The sequence below is a fragment of the Actinomycetota bacterium genome, from assembly GCA_019347675.1.
GTDB lineage: Bacteria > Actinomycetota > Nitriliruptoria > Nitriliruptorales > JAHWKO01 > JAHWKW01.
In genome coordinates this window covers 85839-102176 of the sequence record JAHWKW010000002.1, presented here as the reverse complement: position 1 = coordinate 102176, position 16338 = coordinate 85839, and the positions used below count along the sequence as shown (strand labels likewise).

Genomic DNA, 16338 nt, shown 5'->3' with positions numbered 1-16338 from the left:
CACCGGACGAGCGGTGCAGCCCAACGGGGAGCGTGAGCCGTGCGATCCACTGTCGATGAAGTCGAGCTGGCCCAGATCCGCGACGAGCTGATGACGCAGGCGCGTCTGTTCGAGGACCCGCTGGCGTACGTCGCCGGGGTGGAGGACACCCTGGACGCCGTCCGCCGCGCGCTGCGTCGCGGTGCGGATGGCACGACGATCGTGGTCCCGCAGCTGTCAAAGACGCGCATGCTGTGAGACCGCCACGCGTCTGGTAGCGTCCCCGCGCCCGGGAACGTCCCGCGGGGTTGATACGGCCAGGGGCACGGTGGCAACGACCAAGCGCCTGAACAAGACGACGTTGGCCAGGCTCCGTCGCGAGCTGGAGGCCGAACGCGAACAGCTGTTGGCGCAGGCGAACGAACTCGACGCGACCGCTGTGGTTGGGATGTGGCGCGACGGCGGCGTGAGCGACGACGACGCCGACACCGGGACGGCCACGTCGGAGCGGGAGCGCGCCCAGTCGCTCGCGTTGAACGCCCGACGGATCCTGGTCCAGATCGACGACGCGCTGCGACGCATGGGTGCCGGCACGTACGGTCTCTGCGAACGCTGTGGGAAGCCGATCGAGCCGGCCCGCCTCGAGGCGTTGCCGTACGCCACGCTGTGTCTGGCCGACAAACAGCTCGACGAGCGCATCTTCTGATCCGACCTCACGTGGCGGAGATCGCAACCCCGGGAGCGGCGACGAGCGCGCCGCGCGAGGCCACCGACGAGGGTCGTCGTCGTCGGCCGAGGGCCGCGCCGGGTCCCATCCAGGTCGGCCTCCTCGTGGCCGCGATCGGATGGATCCTCGACCAGGCCACCAAAGCGCTCGCCGTCGAGGCGTTGGTGGGCGGACGCGTGATCGACCTGCCGGGGCCGCTGTTTCTGCGGCTGACCTTCAACGCTGGTGCGGCCTTCTCCGCCCCGATCCCATGGTGGGCGTTCCCGATCGTCACGCTCCTGGTGGTTGTGCTGGTGGCGCGGAACCTGCCGCGGGCACGCGACGCACTCGAGCCGATCGCGTGGGGCCTGCTCCTGGCGGGGGCGTTCGGCAACCTCACCGACCGTCTGGTGCGGGTCGAGCCGGGTGGCGTCGGGCGGGGCGAGGTCGTCGACTTCATCGCCTCGACCGTCTGGCCGACGTTCAACCTCGCGGACGTGGCGATCACGGTGGGCTTCCTCCTGCTGCTCTTCGCGGCTGTCCGCGAGGGTCGCGAGGAGCGCCAGGGGGCGCCGTGACCCGCCGCGAGGCTGCGTGACCTCCCGCCGCTTCCGCGCGGCCCCTGAGGACGCGGGGCTCCGTCTGGACGTCGCCCTGGCCGGTTGGATGGGTGAACCGCGGAGCCGGGCAGCCGCCCGCATCCAGCGCGGCGAGGTCACCGTCGACGGGAACATCGCCGCCAAGTCGCTGCGCCTGGCGGGCGACGAGACGGTCCAGGTCGCCGCGCCCCCGGACCCGCCGCGGGGCGCCGCCGGGGTCCCGCCACCGCCGGTCCGCTGGGAGGACGAGCACTTGATGGTGGTCGCCAAGCCCGTCGGGTTGGTGGTGCATCCGGGGACTGGCCGGACCGCCGGGACCCTGGTGCAGGCGCTGGCCGCGGCCGGCTACCCGCTGGCGCGGGCGGGAGGCGAGGTCCGGCCTGGGATCGTCCACCGCCTCGATCGCGACACGTCCGGGCTCCTCGTGGTGGCGAAGACCGACGCCGCCTACCAGGGTCTCGTTGACGCGTTGAAGCGCCGCGAGGTCGACCGGCGGTACCTCGCGCTGGTGGAAGGGATCGAGACCGCCGGCAGCGGCCGGGTCGACGCGCCGATCGGCCGCGACCCCCGCGACCGGAAGCGCTTCACGGTGACGGCGGCCGGCAGCCCAGCGGTCACCCACTGGGAGGTCTCCGGCGTGGGGCACGCCGGCGACCGCCCCGTCATGCTCCTGGCCTGCCGACTCGAGACGGGACGCACCCACCAGATCCGGGTCCACTTGGCGTTCGCCGGCCACCCGGTGGCGGGGGACCGCACCTACGGCGGCGGACGCGACGTCGCCGCGGCGCTCGGGCTCACCCGCCCGTTCCTGCACGCGGTCGCGTTGCGGTTGGATCATCCGGTCACCGGTGAGCGCGTTGCGGTCGACGAGCCCCTCCCCGACGACCTGGCGGGCGCGCTCGACCTGGCGGGCGTCGCGGCGCCTGCGAGCTAGGCTGATGGCCCCCATGCTCCGATCACGCCACCCCCGGGACCGCACGTTGCTGCAGCGGCTCGATGACCGCGTCGTCCCGGTCCTGCAGCGTCGTGCCCATGCCACGGCGCACAGGATGGGGGCCGCGTGGCCGGTGCGCGCCGCGCGCCGCAGCGGACGTGCGGTGGCGCGCGTGGTGACGTGGCCGTTGCGCCTGTCTCTGGTGCGCCGCATCGGGCGGTTCGTGGTCCTGATCCTGGCGGCGCCGCTGTGGGTGTTGGCGGGTGCGGGCCGCCGCGTTGGCGGATGGCTGATCAGCGACCGGACGGTCGGGATGCTCGAGCGCCACCGCCAGGGGCTGGCTCTCGCCGCGGCGGTGATCGCCTTCGTCGGCTCCTACGTGCACCTGCAGCGCTACCCGGATCTGCGTGCGGACGGTCCCGCCCGCGGGGCGATGGCGCCCTCGTGGGGATCCGACGTCGACAGCGACCCGGCGGCTGCGGTGGCGGTGGGGCCGGCGGTCGGGGTCCTGGTGGCGGCGCACGTGGACGAGCGCCAGCGGGCGCTGGCCGACGCGGCGGACGGCGAGGAACGCCTCGCGGTGGTGTCGTTCGGCCGGTACCTCACGGCGGCGGAGGTCGCCGAGCGGCTCCCTGCCGACGTCACCGCGGCGGTTGCGCTGCTGCGTGTTCCCGCCGAAGGGGAGGAGCCGTTCAGGGTGGAGCTCGGCCGCCGACCGGTCGCGGCGATCGACGCCGCGGTGGCCGCACACCGTCGCAGCCTCGCCGAGGACCAGAAGCAGCTGGCGAGCCTCGTGGCGTCCCAGACGGTCGAGGACCCGACGTTCGAAGGCTTCTACGAGCAGGACCTGCAGCGGCTGAAGGCCGCGCTCGAGGTCATCGCGAGCGACGGTGGGGTCGTGTTCGCGGTGGTCGTGCGCGGTCCGGTCACGGCTCTCCGGGAGCTGGTCGACAGCCCCGACGTGCGCCTGGTCGACGTCGCCCCTGCCGAAGCGGACGCGGCGACGGCGCGGTTCTACGGGATCCTGCCCGAGGACCGCACCCAGACGACCTACGGTGCGCCGGCCTGACCGCAGCCTCCTGGGGGCGCTGGCGTGTTAGCCTCTGGCGAGGTACTTACACGACGGTCATTCTTCCCCAGCCGTCGGGGTCCACAGGACGAGACCGCAGGGGAACCCGCAGTGCCAGCACCGACTCCCTGGAGCCCACCGCCGACGACCACCCGCCTGCGCGACGGGTTCGTCCACCTCCACGTCCACACGGAGTACTCGATGCTGGATGGAGCCAGTCGCGTCGACGACCTGGTGCGTACGGTCGCCGCCGATGAGCAGCCGGCGGTGGCGGTTACGGACCATGGTGTGCTGTTCGGCGCCGTCGACGTCAGCCGCGCGGCGGCGCGGGTGGGGGTCAAGCCGATCATCGGCGCCGAGCTGTACCAGGCCCCGGGCTCGCGGTACGACAAGGGCGACCGGCGCAGGGGTGACGAGCCGTACTTCCACCTGACCGTCCTGGCCGCGGACCAGGCCGGGTACCGCAACCTCGTCAAGCTGTCGTCCCGGGCGTACCTGGAGGGGTACTGGTACAAGCCCCGGGTCGACAAGGAGCTGCTGGCCGAGCACAGCGACGGGATCGTGGCGCTGTCCGGCTGCCTGGCGTCGGAGGTGAACCAGGCGCTGCTCCGCGGTGACCGGGCGGGGGCGCGGCGGTCGCTCGGCGAGTTCTCGGAGATCTTCGGTCGGGATCGCTTCTTCGTCGAGGTGATGGATCACCAGATCCCCGAGCAGCAGACGGTCCTCCCGGAGCTGTTCGCGCTGGCCGCGCAGCTGGGCCTGCGGACGGTGGCCACCAACGACTCGCACTACACCCGGCAGGAGGACTGGGAGGTCCACGACGTCCTGCTGTGCGTGCAGACCGGGGCGCAGGTCAGCGACGAGGACCGGTTGCAGTTCAAGGGGCGCGACTTCTACGTGAAGTCGGCGCGCGAGATGCGTGAGCTGTTCCGCGATCACCTCGACGCCTGCGACGCCACCCTCGACATCGCCGAGATGTGCACGGCCGAGATCCCGTTCGGCCGTGATCTCCTGCCGCGGTTCCCGTGCCCGGACGGCTTGAGCGAGGCCGCTCACCTCCGCCAGAAGGTGTTCGCCGGTGCGGCCCAGCGCTACGGCGACCCGATGCCGGACACCGTCCGCGATCGCCTGGAGCACGAGCTGGCGCTCATCGAGCAGATGGGCTTCCCCGCCTACTTCCTGATCGTGGCGGACCTGTGCGAGCACGCCCGGGCGCAGCAGATCCGGGTCGGGCCGGCGCGCGGCTCGGCCGGCGGCTCAGCGGTCGCGTACTGCACCGGCATCACCGCGATCGATCCGTTGCAGCACGGGCTGATCTTCGAGCGGTTCCTGAACCCCGAGCGTCTCTCCATGCCCGACATCGACATCGACTTCGACGAGCGCCGCCGGGGCGAGATGATCCGCTACGCCGCCGAGCGGTACGGCGCCGACCACGTCGCGCAGATCGTGACGTTCGCCACCATCAAGGCGAAGTCGGCCATGCGCGACGCCGCGCGGGTCCTTGGTTACCCCTACGCCCTCGGTGACCGTCTGTGCAAGGCGATGCCGCCTGCGGTGCAGGGCCGTGAAGCCACCCTGGAGCAGGCGTTCGACAAGTCCGCCGAGCTGCGTGAGGCCTACGACAACGAGCCCGACGCCCGCCGGGTGTTCGACACCGCCCGCGGGCTGGAGGGGCTGCGTCGCCAGCACGGGATCCATGCCGCCGCGGTGGTGATCGGCGCCGAGCCGTTGATGGAGACCGTCCCGCTGTTGCGCACCGACGACGGCGAGTTCGTCACCCAGTACGAGATGCACGGGGTCGAGGCCATCGGGCTGCTCAAGATGGACTTCCTCGGGCTGCGCAACCTGACCGTGATGACCGACGCCGAACGTCACATCCGTGACAACCGTGGCGGGGAGGTCGACGTCGGATGCGTCCCCCTCGACGACGAGCGCACCTTCGCGTTGCTGCGCGAGGGATCCACGCTGGGTGTCTTCCAGCTGGAGTCGCCCGGCATGCAGGCCCTGGTCCGGTTGATGGAGCCGGACTCGTTCGAGGACGTGGTCGCGCTCAACGCCCTGTACCGGCCGGGACCGCTGGGCGAGGGCATGCACGTCGAGTACGCCGAACGCAAGCACGGCCGACGTCCCGTCACCTACGACCATCCCGATCTCGAACCGATCCTGGGCGAGACCTACGGGATCATCGTCTTCCAGGAACAGGTGCTGCGGATGGCCGTGGACATCGCCGGCTACAGCATGGGCCAGGCCGATCTGCTGCGCAAAGCCATGGGCAAGAAGATCCCCGAGATGATGGCCGCCGAGCAGGAGCGGTTCGTCGGCGGGGCGGTCGCCAACGGCTACGACCGCGGCTTCGCCGAGGAGCTGTTCGCCCTCATCGAGAAGTTCGCCGGGTACGGCTTCAACAAGAGCCACTCGGTGGGGTACGGGGTGATCACCTACCAGACCGCCTGGCTGAAGGCCCACTACCCGGTGGAGTACATGGCGGCGCTGCTGACGTCGGTGAAGAACAACAAGGACCGACTGCCGCAGTACCTCAACGAGTGCCGGGTGATGGGCATCACGGTGCTCCCGCCCGACGTGAACGAATCCGACGTCGACTTCACCCCGCGGGGCGACGAGATCCGCTTCGGGCTGTCAGCGGTCCGCAACGTCGGCGAAGCGGTGGTCGAGGCGATACTCCGCGCCCGCCATGACCGCGGACGTTTCGACGACTACCGCGACTTCTGCCGGAAGATCGACCTCACCGCGTTGACCAAGCGGGTCGTGCAGTCGCTGATCGAGGCCGGTGCGTTCGCCAGCCTCGGACACACCCGCAAGGGGCTCCTGGAATCGCCGCGGGGCGGTGATGCCCCGCCGTTCGAGTGCATCTTCGATGTGGAGCTCTCGAAGCAGCGCGCCGAAGCCGCTGGTCAGGTCAGTTTGTTCGGCGGCAACGGGGACGACCCGGCGGCGGTGCAGTTCGATGACGCGGTGCCGATCGGAGACGACGAGTACCGCAAGCCCACCCTGCTCGCCCAGGAGCGGGAGATGCTCGGGCTGTACGTCTCGGATCATCCGCTGTTCGGCGTGGGCCGGGTCCTCGACGAGCTCGCCGACCACCGGATCGGCGAGCTCCGCGACCGCCTCGCCGACGACGGCCGGGCGCCGGACACGGTGACCGTCGGTGGCGTGCTGATGGGCATCGCGAAGCGTTTCACCAGGAAGGGTCAGACCTACGTCCTGGCGACCCTCGAGGACCTGTCGGGGTCGGTCGAGACGATCTTCTTCCCGACCGTGTACCAGCAGGTGCACGAACTGCTCGAGGAGGACCGCGTCGTCGTGGTGCGGGCCCGCGTGGACCACCGCGACGAGAACCTCAAGCTGATCGCGTTGGATGCGCTCGAGCCGGACCTGTCCGATGCCCTCGGTACGCCGGTGACTGTCTGCCTCGATGTCCGCCAGTGCACCGCCCCGACCGTCACCCAGCTGAAGGACATCCTGAGCCGCCACCGTGGCCACGTCCCCGTCCACCTCGAGCTCCGCGGCGGCGAGCAGCGGATGGTCTTCAAGCTCGGTGCCGACTTCCGGGTCACCCGCCGGCCGGGCCTGTTCGGCGAGCTCAAATCACGGTTCGGTCCCGAGGTCGTCTCCGACCCCACGCCGATCGCTTGACGGCTTTGGGTCACGGGTCGGTCAGTCATCGGCCCACAGCGCCGCCACGAGGTCGGCGGCGTGGCGCCCCCCTCGCGCATCGTGGACCCGTAGGAGGCGCGCGCCCCGTTCCAGACCCGCGATGCAGGCCGCGACGCGCCGTGCCGTTCGTCAGCGCCCAGACCCAGCAGTCGCCCCAGGAAGATCTTGTTCGAGGCCGCCAGCAGCAGCGGGTGGCCCAGCGCCGCGAAGACCTGCATGTTGGCCAGCAGCCGAACCGACTGCTGCCAGGTCTTGCCGAGGTCGAGTCCGGGATCGACCACGACACGGGAGGCGGGGAGCCCGGCGGCCGTCGTCTCTCCTGCCAGCCGCCGCAACGCCGCCGCGACGTCCGTCACCACGTCGTCGTAGACGGGATCGGGGTCGGGGACCTGCGGTGCCAGCCGGATGTGGGTCGCGACGACCGACGCGCCGGCCGAGGCCGCCGCAGGCAGGTAGCCGTCGTCGGAGAACCCGCTGATGTCGTTGCCGAGGAGGGCACCTTCCGCGAAGGCAGCTTCGGCGACGCAGGCTCGCCAGGTGTCCACCGCGATCGGGACGTCGAAGCGGTCGCGCAGCGCCGCCACGCTCGACGCCACCAGGTCGGTCTCGGCGGCGGCCGTGACGTCGCGCGTCCCCACACCGGCGGCGCGGGCGCCGACCTCCACGACGTCCGCTCCGTCGGACACCAGCCGTTCGGCCTGCCGCAGGAAGGCATCACGGCGGAGGTAGGCGCCGCCGTCGTAGAAGGAATCGACCGTGCGGTTGAGGATCGCGACCACCAGTGCCCGGCGGGACAGGTCGTAGCGGTGCTCGCCCAGCTCGAAGGCTGTGGAGACGCCGCTGTTGATCACGCGCCGGGGTGGCCGCCGGCGTGGCTCAGACGGTCTTCTTGTCGATGCGTTGCCGGACCGCGTCCCGGACCCGGTCGAGCATCCCCGCGACCGGCCCCAGCAGCACGTTCGCTGGCGGCTCCTGTGGTGCGTGCGGGTGGGGGTTGGTCGGCACCCGACTCTTCAGCTCCTGCATCGCCTCGCCCAGGTCGCGCAGCTCCTGGTCGGACATGCCCTGCCGCACCCGCGGGAACAGCTGGTTCTCCTCCTCGTTGACGTGGTGGCGGACATCGCTGATGACCTGCAGGAACTCCGAGTCGAACTGCGGGTCCGTGGGTTCCATCCCCTGGATGTTCGACAGGGTCTTCTTGACGCGTTCATGCTCCTCGAGGTCCTCCTGGATGTCCTGTTCGGTGTCGGGGAGGGCCTCACGGACGGTCGGGTAGAACGCCACCTCCTCGATCCCGGCGTGGACCGACAGATCGGTGATCACCTGGCGCGCGATCTGCTTCTTGCGCTCGGCCTGTCCGGGCCCGAGTTGCTCGTAGTCGGAGAACAGCCTCTCGACCTCGTTGTGCTGGCTTTTCAGCAGCTCCAACGCATCCACGGTTTCCCCTCCCCAGAGGTGTCGGCGAACGTGCTGCCACCGTTGTCGACGCGCTGTGACCGGGGCACCGACCGGCCCGGTAGAAAGGAGGTGAACCCGCGGGCTGGACCACCCGTCCTGGAGTCCGCCCGTCACTGCTGCCAGACATCACCTCCGAACCGGTGGTCGCCAGCGGCAGCCGGCCGCTCGGCGCCACCGTCGCGACCGCCCGGCACCGGCGTTGTAGGCTCCGGCCCCGCCCGGTGTTCGAGCACATGGCCGTCCTCACCGTCCTGGATCTGCGCGGCGACCGCCGCGACCCCACCGACCGTCTCCCGCGGGGGGCGGTCGACCTGGCGTCCGCCCGCGCCGCCGTCGGGGAGATCCTCACCGAGGTCCGAACCCGCGGCGACGACGCCGTCCGGGACCTGACCGAGCGGTTCGATCACGTCCGGCCCGAGCAGCTGGCCGTCGACCCGGAGACGTTGCGACGTTCGCTGCAGGAGCTGACCGGCGACGTGCGCGCCGCCTTGGAGCAGGCCGCAGCGCAGATCCGCTGGTTCCACCAGCAGGCCAGGCCCGCCGACTGGACCGCGGAACGGGGCGGGGCGCGACTCGGTCAGCGGTTCCGTCCCCTGCATCGGGTGGGGGTGTACGTGCCTGGGGGACAGGCGGCGTACCCGTCCAGTGTGCTGATGTCGGTCGTCCCCGCGCAGGTCGCCGGGGTGGACGAGATCGTGCTGTGCACGCCACCGACCGGGAGCGACGGCCTCCCCGACCGCACGATCCTGGCGGCTGCGGCGATGCTCGGCATCGACGCGGTTTTCGGGGTGGGCGGGGCGCAGGCGGTCGCGGCGATGGCGTACGGGACCGGCACCGTGCCGCGGTGCGACAAGATCGTCGGGCCGGGCAACCTCTACGTCGCGCTCGCCAAGCAGCTGGTGCAGGCGGAGGGCCGCTGCGGCGCCGAGGGGTTCGCCGGCCCGACCGAGGTCGCCATCATCGCCGACGCCTCCGCCGATCCGCGCCTTGTCGCGGCGGATCTCGTGGCCCAGGCCGAGCACGACGAGCTGGCGAGCTGCCTGCTGGTCACGCCCGATCCGGCGCTGGTCGAAGCGGTGGCCGACGCGCTGCGCCGTGAGGTCGCGACCACCCGGCACCGCCAGCGGGTCGAGACCGCGCTCGCCGGGCAGGGCGCGGCGGTGATCGTCGACGACCTCGACCATGCGGTCGAGGTGGTCGATGCGTTCGCGCCGGAGCACCTGGAGGTTCAGACCGCCGATCCCGTCTCGGTCGCCGAACGCGTCCGGTTCGCGGGCGCCATCTTCGTCGGGGCTTCGACCCCCGTGTCGTTGGGTGACTACGCCGCGGGACCAAACCACACGCTCCCGACCGCGCGGACCGCCCGGTTCCGGGGCGGGCTGACCACCAGCGACTTCCTGGTGGCGGTCAACTGGGTGCACTACGACGAGTCGTCCCTGAGGGATCTGGCACCGACCGTCCGCGCCCTGTCGGCGGCGGAGGACCTCCCTGCCCACGCCCGCGCGGTCGACCTGCGTGTGGACGGGAACGGGTCGGCGAGGATGCCGTGATCGACCGGGTCCCCGTCCGCGACGACCTGGTCGGTGTCGAGCCGTACGGGGCGCCGCAGCTCGACGTCCCGGTCAGGCTCAACACCAACGAGACCGCCGAACCACCACCGCCGGAGTTCGAGGACGCCGTCCGGGCGCGGCTGGGTGGTCTCGGGCTGCACCGCTACCCCGACCGGTGTGTGCGGGAGCTGCGGACACGGCTGGCTGATCTGGAGCGGCTGGACGCCAGCCGCGTGTGGGTGGCCAACGGTTCCAACGAGGTCCTGCTTCAGCTGTTCCTGGCGTACGGCGGGCCGGGTCGCCGGTTGCTGCTGTTCCGCCCCGGCTACTCCGCCCACCCACTGATCGCACGTGTCGCGGTCACCGACGTGGTCGAGGAGGACCTCCCCGACGACTTCAGACTGGACGCGGATCTGGCTGGCGCCGCTGTGCGCAGGCACCGCCCCGACCTGGTGACGGTCGCCCATCCCAACAACCCCACCGGTCTGCCCGTGTCGCTGGACGCCGTCCGGGCGTTGCACGACGCCGGCGACGCGCTGGTGATCGTCGATGAAGCCTACGTCGAGTTCGGTGCCGCCTCCGCGCGGGAGCTGCTGGATGGGTTGCCCAGGATGGTCGTGACCCGGACGTTCTCGAAGGCGTACCGCCTGGCGGGACTCCGTCTGGGCTACCTGCTCGCCCATGACTGGGTGGTCAACGACCTCCGCAGGGTCCGGTTGCCTTACCACCTCGACACGGTCAAGCAGGTCGCGGCCCTGGCGGCGTTGGATCTCGGCCCGGCCATGCTGACCCACATCCCGCGTGTGACCGCCGAACGTGCTCGGGTGGCCGCGGCGCTCGAGGCGCTGCCCGATGTGACGGTGTTCCGGTCGTCGGCGAACTTCTTGCTGTTCCGCAGCGACGTCGCCGACCTGTTCCAGCGGCTCCTCGACCGGGGCGTCCTGGTGCGTGACTTCTCGACCAGGCCCCGGCTGGAAGGGTGCCTGCGGGTATCTGTCGGGACGGTCCAGGAGAACGACCGTTTCCTCGAGGCTCTGCGCGCGGCGCTCGGTGCCGACGCCGGCGGCTGAGGCTGGACGCCCGCGTGGCCGGTACGGTTGGCACCCCCGACCATCAACCGGAAGAACATGGCCCGCCACGCCCACGTCGAGCGCGACACCCGCGAGACCGCGGTCGTGGTCGACGTCGACCTCGACGGCGACGGTCGCACCGACGTCGCCACCGGCGTGGCGTTCTTCGACCACATGCTCGACCAGCTCGGCCGCCACGCCCGGTTGGAACTCAGCGTCCGTGCCGACGGGGACCTCGAGGTCGACGCCCACCACACGGTCGAGGACACCGGCATCGCGCTCGGTCAGGCGCTGATGCGGGCGTGGGGTGACCGCGCCGGCGTGGAGCGGTTCGGTGACGCCACCGTCCCGATCGACGAGTGCCTGGCGCGCGTGGCGATCGACCTGTCGGGGCGCCCCTACCTGGCGTACGACGTCGCGACCCCGGTGGAGCTGATCGGGACGTACGAGACCACTTTGACCCGTCACTTCTTCGAGTCGCTGGTCGCGCACGCCCGCATCACCCTCCACGTCGAGCTGATCCGCGGGGGGAACAGCCACCACGCGCACGAGGCGGTGTTCAAAGCAGCGGCGGTGGCGTTGAGGCGGGCCGTGGCCGTGACCGGGAGCCACATCCCCTCGACCAAGGGCGTGCTGGCGTGACCGCGCAACCACACGTGGCGGTCCTCGACTACGAGGCGGGCAATCTCCGTTCCGCCCAGCGTGGTCTGGAGCGCGCCGGTGCCGAGGTGACCGTCACCGCGGATCCGCTGGTGGCGGAACGGGCCGACGCGCTGGTGGTTCCCGGCGTCGGGCACTTCGGGACCTGCCTGGCGAACCTGAAGCGCGGCGGGCTGGCCGACCTCGTCCGCCGGTGGGTCAGGGACGGCCGACCGCTGCTGGGCATCTGCGTGGGGATGCAGCTGCTGTACGAGCACAGCGAGGAAGGCGACTGCCCGGGGTTGGGGATCCTGCCCGGCCGGGTGGTGCGCTTCCCCGACACGGTCCGGATCCCGCACATGGGGTGGGACGTGATCGTCCCCGCCTCCGGACACGACGACGACCCGCTGCTGGCAGGCGTCGCCGGTAAGCGCGCCTACTTCGTGCACTCCTATTACGCGGTGGCGTCCGATCCCGCACATGTCGTCGCGACCTGCCGCTACCCCGAGCCGTTCCCGTGCATCGTCCGCGCCGGTCCGGTGGTCGGTACCCAGTTCCACCCGGAGAAGTCGTCGGACGTCGGCATCCGCCTCCTGACCAACTGGGTGGCGGGTCTGCCGGTTGCGGTGGCGTAACCAGCGGTGGGCTTCACGATCTACCCGGCGGTGGACATCCGCGAGGGGAAGGCGGTCCGGCTCACGCAGGGCAGGACCGACGCGGAGACCGTGTACGACACCGACCCCGTGGCCGCGGCACGTCGTTGGGCCGACGCCGGCGCCCGGTGGCTGCACGTGGTCGACCTCGACGCGGCGTTCACCGGCGAGCCCCGCAACCGTCACCTGATCGCCGACATCGTCGACGCGACGGGCCTGGCCGTACAAGCCTCGGGTGGGATCCGTGAGCTGGACGACGTGGCGGCCTCGCTCGGCTACGGCGCTCAACGCATCGTGATCGGGACCATGGCGCTGACCAGCCCGGAGTTCGTCGCCGAGTGCGTTCACCGCCACGGCGGCGCGATCGCGGTCGGCCTCGACGCGCGTGGCCGCACGTTGCAGGCACGCGGATGGACGCAAGCGGCCGGCGACCTGTTCGAGGCCCTCGACCGCTTCACCAGCATGGGCGTCGCGCGGTTCGTCTACACCGACGTCGGCCGTGACGGCACCCTCGAAGGTCCCAACCTCGACACGCTGCGCGCGGTGGCCGACGCCACCGATGCACGGGTCACGGCCTCCGGTGGTGTGGCCACGATCGCCGACCTGCAGGCGCTCGCCGCCTGCCATGCGCGTGTGGACGCCGCGATCGTCGGGAAGGCGCTCTACGCGGGGCGGTTCGGTCTCGGCGAGGCGCTCGCAGCGGTGGGCAACGTCGGATGACCGACGCGGGAGGCTTGGCGGTCCGGGTCGTCCCGTGCCTGGACGTCACCGGGGGCCGTGTGGTCAAGGGGATCCGGTTCGTCGAGCTCCGCGACGCCGGAGACCCGGTTGAACTGGCCCGGACCTACGACGCGGAAGGCGCGGACGAGCTCGTCTTCCTCGACATCACGGCGTCGTCGGAGGGACGCGCCACCATGGTCGGCGTCGTCGCCCGCACCGCCGAGCAGGTCTTCATCCCCCTCACGGTCGGGGGCGGGATCCGGAGCGTCGACGACGTCCGGCGCATGCTGCGAGCCGGCGCGGACAAGGTGTCGCTCAACACCGCCGCGGTGCAGCGCCCCGAGGTCCTCGCCGAAGCCGCCGACGCCTTCGGCAGCCAGTGCGTGGTCGCCGCGATCGACGCCCGCCGTCGACCGGGGCAGGCCTCCGCGTGGGAGGTTCACGTCCACGGGGGTCGGACCCCCACCGGGATCGATGTGGTGCAGTGGGCCCGAGCGTGCGAGGCGCGGGGCGCCGGAGAGATCCTGCTGACGTCCATGGACCGCGACGGGACCAAGGACGGGTTCGACGTTGCCCTGCTGGAGGCGGTCACCGGTGCCGTCAACGTCCCGGTGATCGCCAGCGGTGGGGCGGGCGGCGCCCACCACATGGTCGATGCGGTCGCCCACGGCGGCGCTGCTGCCGTGCTGGCCGCGTCCATCTTCCATTTCGGGCAGGTGCGCATCGCCGACGTCAAGACGGAACTCGCCGCCGCCGGCCTGCCGGTCCGCCATGTCTCACCGGCCGGACAGCCCACCGCGTGACCGACCGGTTGGCCGCCAGCTGGCGGCGCGACGTGTGGGGTCATCCGCTGGCGTGATGCAGCGCCCGCCGGACCGCGTCGGGGGCATCGGAGGCGACTTCGATGGAGTGCCGCGCGCCGGCGGCGGCCAGGTCCCAGGTACGCAGCCCCACCACCGGGACGCCGGTCTTCAGCGCGAACGCGATCTCCGAGAGCGTCCCGAACGCTCCCCCGATCGCCACCACGACGTCGGCTGCGCGGACCAGCAGGGCGTTGCGCAGCTCACCGACACCGGTGGCAACGGCGACCTGAACCCACCGGTTGGCGGCGCGACGGTCGCTTCCGGGCAGGATCCCCAACGCCAGGCCGCCGGCCTGGGCCGCGCCGCGGCTCGCCGCCGCCATCACACCGTCCAAGCCGCCGCAGATCAGCACCCCGCCGGCGATGGCCACGTGACGGCCGACCTCCTCGGCCAGCGCCTCCAACGCGGCATCGGGCGTGCCCGGGCCCACGACCGCGATGTAGGGCTGTTCGTGGGCCACCGAGGCTCCTCGCGCCGGGACAACCCTACGTCGACGGTGGCGTTCACGAGCGACCGACGCCTCCCGCCGAACTGCTGCTGTGTGGTGAAAACGTGGCGGCCGACCGGCCGCAGGCGTTGCTCATCAGGCGAAGGGGCTGGTGGGGAGGATCTCGGGGGAGGGCGGCGGCTCGGGGAGCACCGCCCGCACGGCCGCCGTCTCCACGTCCTCGGCCACAAGGTGGGCCATGCCGCCCTGGAACACGTAGAGGCTCCCGGGGCCGTCGTCGCAGCGGGGGCGGGCGACGAGCACCAGGCCGCCATCGGGGAGCCAGCCGATGGGTTCCGCGCGCGCCACCGACGTCCCCTCCAGAGCCAGAGCGCTCCCTCCGCGCTCGGCGAAGGTGGGCCGGGTGGTGCCATCGGGCTCGCAGCGTGCGAAGGCGACGGCGTCGGTCTCGAAGGGAGAGACCGCCACCCGCCCGATGTGCTCCTGCCCGCTCACCGTGGCCACCGTTGCCATCGTCCCCCGCTGGAGGTCGAGGCGGTGAAGGTCGCTGTGCCCGCCGTGGTCGGCCACGAACACCAGGGCTCCGTCGGACGAGAAGGCGAGCGAGTCGATGCGACGGGCCGTCTCGCCCTCGGCGAGCGGCTGGGGCGCCCCCTCACCCGTGTTCCGGGCTACGAACAAGCCCCGGACGACCTCGCCCCCGGCGATCTCGCCCTCCCCTGAGGCGGCGATGGTGAGCCCCGCGGGGTGGTAGACGGCGTCGTCGGCGCGTTCCATGGCAGCCAGCTCGCTGACCGCTCCGCCCAGTACCTGCTTGCGCAGCCGCCCCTGGGCATCGACGTGGAGCACCGACTTGCCCGTGGGCGCCGACCAGCGCACACGGCCGTCGGAGGGAAGGGCCAGGGAGACCTCGCCCTCGGCGGTCACGGCCCGGGTGGATCCCAGCAGGACGCGGTCGGCGCTGCCTGCCCACTCCAAGGTCTCGGCCTGGCCGACCTCGAGGAGGCACCGCGCCGGTCCCCCCGCGGTGGCGGCCATGAGCCTGCCCTCCGCTAGCCAGGTGACCTCCGCCAGTTCAGGGGCGGGACCGATCCCCACGCACGGGCCGCTCAGCGCCGTTGGCGTGTCCGTGTCCGAGGTGGGCGCCGCGCTGTCGTCCGTCGCGCAGGCGCTACTCACCAACAGGGCCGCACCGGCCAAAAGCAGTGCCTTCCGGCCGCAGGTGGGGGAGTGGGCAGCGTCTGCTCGGCGGTGAATGGTCAGTCGCTTCATGGCTCGGCTCTTCCTCGCTGTTGGAACGGCGCGAGCGTGCCGCAGGGGATTGCCGGCAGTGTGAACCCGCAACCCCTCCGCGGCCCCGCAGGGATATCGCGCGTGGCATGGATCCTTCCTCACAACGCGCTGTCGAGTGATGAACGCACGACGCGGGGCGCGGGTTGACCGGGGAGACTCCGGGTACTGGCGCATTCTCTCCTTGGAGCTGGTGATACCCCGGCTCGAGTCGGACGCCATGATCGGTCCGGCGGTTCCGCCGCCCCGCACGAGCTGCGGTGAAGCGCCCTGACGGTTGCGACCATCGTCCGTCGAATCTCGGACGGGTCATGGGGGCGCCGAGCTGTCGCAGTGCGTCGAAGCGTGTGGGCACTCCCACCTGTTCGACGACCGTCCCCCTGGGCGATCCGTCGTCCTCGACCGCGATCTGGATGTCGGGAAACGCAGCACGCAAGCTCAGCCGGTCGATCTGTTCCTGGCGTCCGATCCGGGACGACGTTGGCGAGACGTCCCACATGTAGCCCCCATTGAGGAACTCGGCCCCGGCATCGGGGACGCGGACAGCAGCCCGGCCGGGGTCCGGGTTCCATCGCAGGGGATGCCTCGGACTGCGCGGCGCTACTCACCGAGTGACAGATCGACTGCGCGCACGTGGTGGCCTGGTGATCGGGGCGGACTGGCACCAGGTCCCGAGGACCGCCTG

At 71.7% G+C, this 16338-nt stretch carries 15 protein-coding genes; 12 read left to right on the top strand and 3 right to left on the bottom strand.

The window, feature by feature from the left end:
• The first annotated feature begins 39 nt into the window (after nt 1–39).
• The 6 genes from KY462_01685 (at nt 40) to dnaE (ending at nt 6941) form a co-directional block, all read left to right on the top strand.
• On the top strand, nt 40–237 hold the full coding sequence (locus tag KY462_01685; GenBank protein ID MBW3576451.1) for a hypothetical protein: 198 nt from the start codon (nt 40–42) through the stop codon (nt 235–237).
• Nucleotides 238–307: 70 nt separating this feature from the next.
• Nucleotides 308–685 carry a TraR/DksA C4-type zinc finger protein gene (locus KY462_01680; GenBank protein MBW3576450.1) on the top strand — a complete coding sequence of 126 codons (378 nt, stop codon included), beginning with the start codon at nt 308–310 and terminating at the stop codon, nt 683–685.
• A gap of 11 nt (nt 686–696) precedes the next feature.
• Complete coding sequence (locus KY462_01675) at nt 697–1263, top strand: signal peptidase II (GenBank protein MBW3576449.1); 567 nt, start codon at nt 697–699, stop codon at nt 1261–1263.
• 16 nt (nt 1264–1279) lie between these two features.
• Entirely contained in the window at nt 1280–2218 is a 939-nt protein-coding gene (locus KY462_01670) for an RluA family pseudouridine synthase (GenBank protein ID MBW3576448.1), read from the top strand.
• A gap of 13 nt (nt 2219–2231) precedes the next feature.
• Nucleotides 2232–3287 (top strand): hypothetical protein, encoded by a 1056-nt coding sequence (locus KY462_01665; GenBank protein ID MBW3576447.1) that lies wholly within the window; start codon nt 2232–2234, stop codon nt 3285–3287.
• Between the two features lie 156 nt (nt 3288–3443).
• Nucleotides 3444–6941, top strand: a complete 3498-nt coding sequence (gene dnaE / locus KY462_01660; GenBank protein ID MBW3576446.1) for a DNA polymerase III subunit alpha — start codon at nt 3444–3446, stop codon at nt 6939–6941.
• Between the two features lie 897 nt (nt 6942–7838).
• On the opposite strand, the gene KY462_01655 is transcribed toward dnaE, so the two are convergent.
• The gene (locus tag KY462_01655) at nt 7839–8399 is read right to left on the bottom strand and encodes a hemerythrin domain-containing protein (protein MBW3576445.1); all 561 of its coding nucleotides are present in this window, start codon (nt 8397–8399) and stop codon (nt 7839–7841) included.
• A 254-nt stretch (nt 8400–8653) separates the two neighbouring features.
• On the opposite strand from KY462_01655, the gene hisD reads away from it, so the two are divergent.
• The 6 genes from hisD to hisF are packed head-to-tail and all read left to right on the top strand — an operon-like array spanning nt 8654 to nt 13855.
• A complete protein-coding gene (hisD, locus tag KY462_01650) occupies nt 8654–9970 on the top strand; it encodes a histidinol dehydrogenase (protein MBW3576444.1) in 1317 nt (438 codons plus the stop codon).
• On the top strand, nt 9967–11040 hold the full coding sequence (hisC, locus tag KY462_01645; GenBank protein MBW3576443.1) for a histidinol-phosphate transaminase: 1074 nt from the start codon (nt 9967–9969) through the stop codon (nt 11038–11040). The genes hisD and hisC overlap by 4 nt, the downstream gene beginning before the upstream one ends.
• A 57-nt stretch (nt 11041–11097) precedes the next feature.
• Entirely contained in the window at nt 11098–11682 is a 585-nt protein-coding gene (hisB, locus tag KY462_01640) for an imidazoleglycerol-phosphate dehydratase HisB (GenBank protein MBW3576442.1), read from the top strand.
• On the top strand, nt 11679–12314 hold the full coding sequence (hisH, locus tag KY462_01635) for an imidazole glycerol phosphate synthase subunit HisH (GenBank protein MBW3576441.1): 636 nt from the start codon (nt 11679–11681) through the stop codon (nt 12312–12314). The genes hisB and hisH overlap by 4 nt, the downstream gene beginning before the upstream one ends.
• A 6-nt stretch (nt 12315–12320) precedes the next feature.
• The gene (gene hisA / locus KY462_01630) at nt 12321–13052 is read left to right on the top strand and encodes a 1-(5-phosphoribosyl)-5-[(5-phosphoribosylamino)methylideneamino]imidazole-4-carboxamide isomerase (protein ID MBW3576440.1); all 732 of its coding nucleotides are present in this window, start codon (nt 12321–12323) and stop codon (nt 13050–13052) included.
• On the top strand, nt 13049–13855 hold the full coding sequence (hisF, locus tag KY462_01625; protein ID MBW3576439.1) for an imidazole glycerol phosphate synthase subunit HisF: 807 nt from the start codon (nt 13049–13051) through the stop codon (nt 13853–13855). The genes hisA and hisF overlap by 4 nt, the downstream gene beginning before the upstream one ends.
• 40 nt (nt 13856–13895) lie before the next feature.
• Here hisF and KY462_01620 read toward each other — a convergent pair whose 3' ends face one another.
• Entirely contained in the window at nt 13896–14354 is a 459-nt protein-coding gene (locus tag KY462_01620; GenBank protein MBW3576438.1) for a TIGR00725 family protein, read from the bottom strand.
• A gap of 144 nt (nt 14355–14498) precedes the next feature.
• The gene (locus tag KY462_01615) at nt 14499–15635 is read right to left on the bottom strand and encodes a hypothetical protein (protein MBW3576437.1); all 1137 of its coding nucleotides are present in this window, start codon (nt 15633–15635) and stop codon (nt 14499–14501) included.
• Nucleotides 15636–16338: the final 703 nt, after the last annotated feature.

Excerpts from the sequence above, each read along its gene's own strand:
- hisF (MBW3576439.1), top strand. The coding sequence starts at position 13,049 with ATGACCGACGCGGGAGGCTTGGCGGTCCGGGTCGTCCCGTGCCTGGAC.
- KY462_01615 (MBW3576437.1), bottom strand. The coding sequence starts at position 15,635 with ATGAAGCGACTGACCATTCACCGCCGAGCAGACGCTGCCCACTCCCCC.
- hisB (MBW3576442.1), top strand. The coding sequence starts at position 11,098 with ATGGCCCGCCACGCCCACGTCGAGCGCGACACCCGCGAGACCGCGGTC.
- KY462_01665 (MBW3576447.1), top strand. The coding sequence starts at position 2,232 with ATGCTCCGATCACGCCACCCCCGGGACCGCACGTTGCTGCAGCGGCTC.
- hisD (MBW3576444.1), top strand. The coding sequence starts at position 8,654 with ATGGCCGTCCTCACCGTCCTGGATCTGCGCGGCGACCGCCGCGACCCC.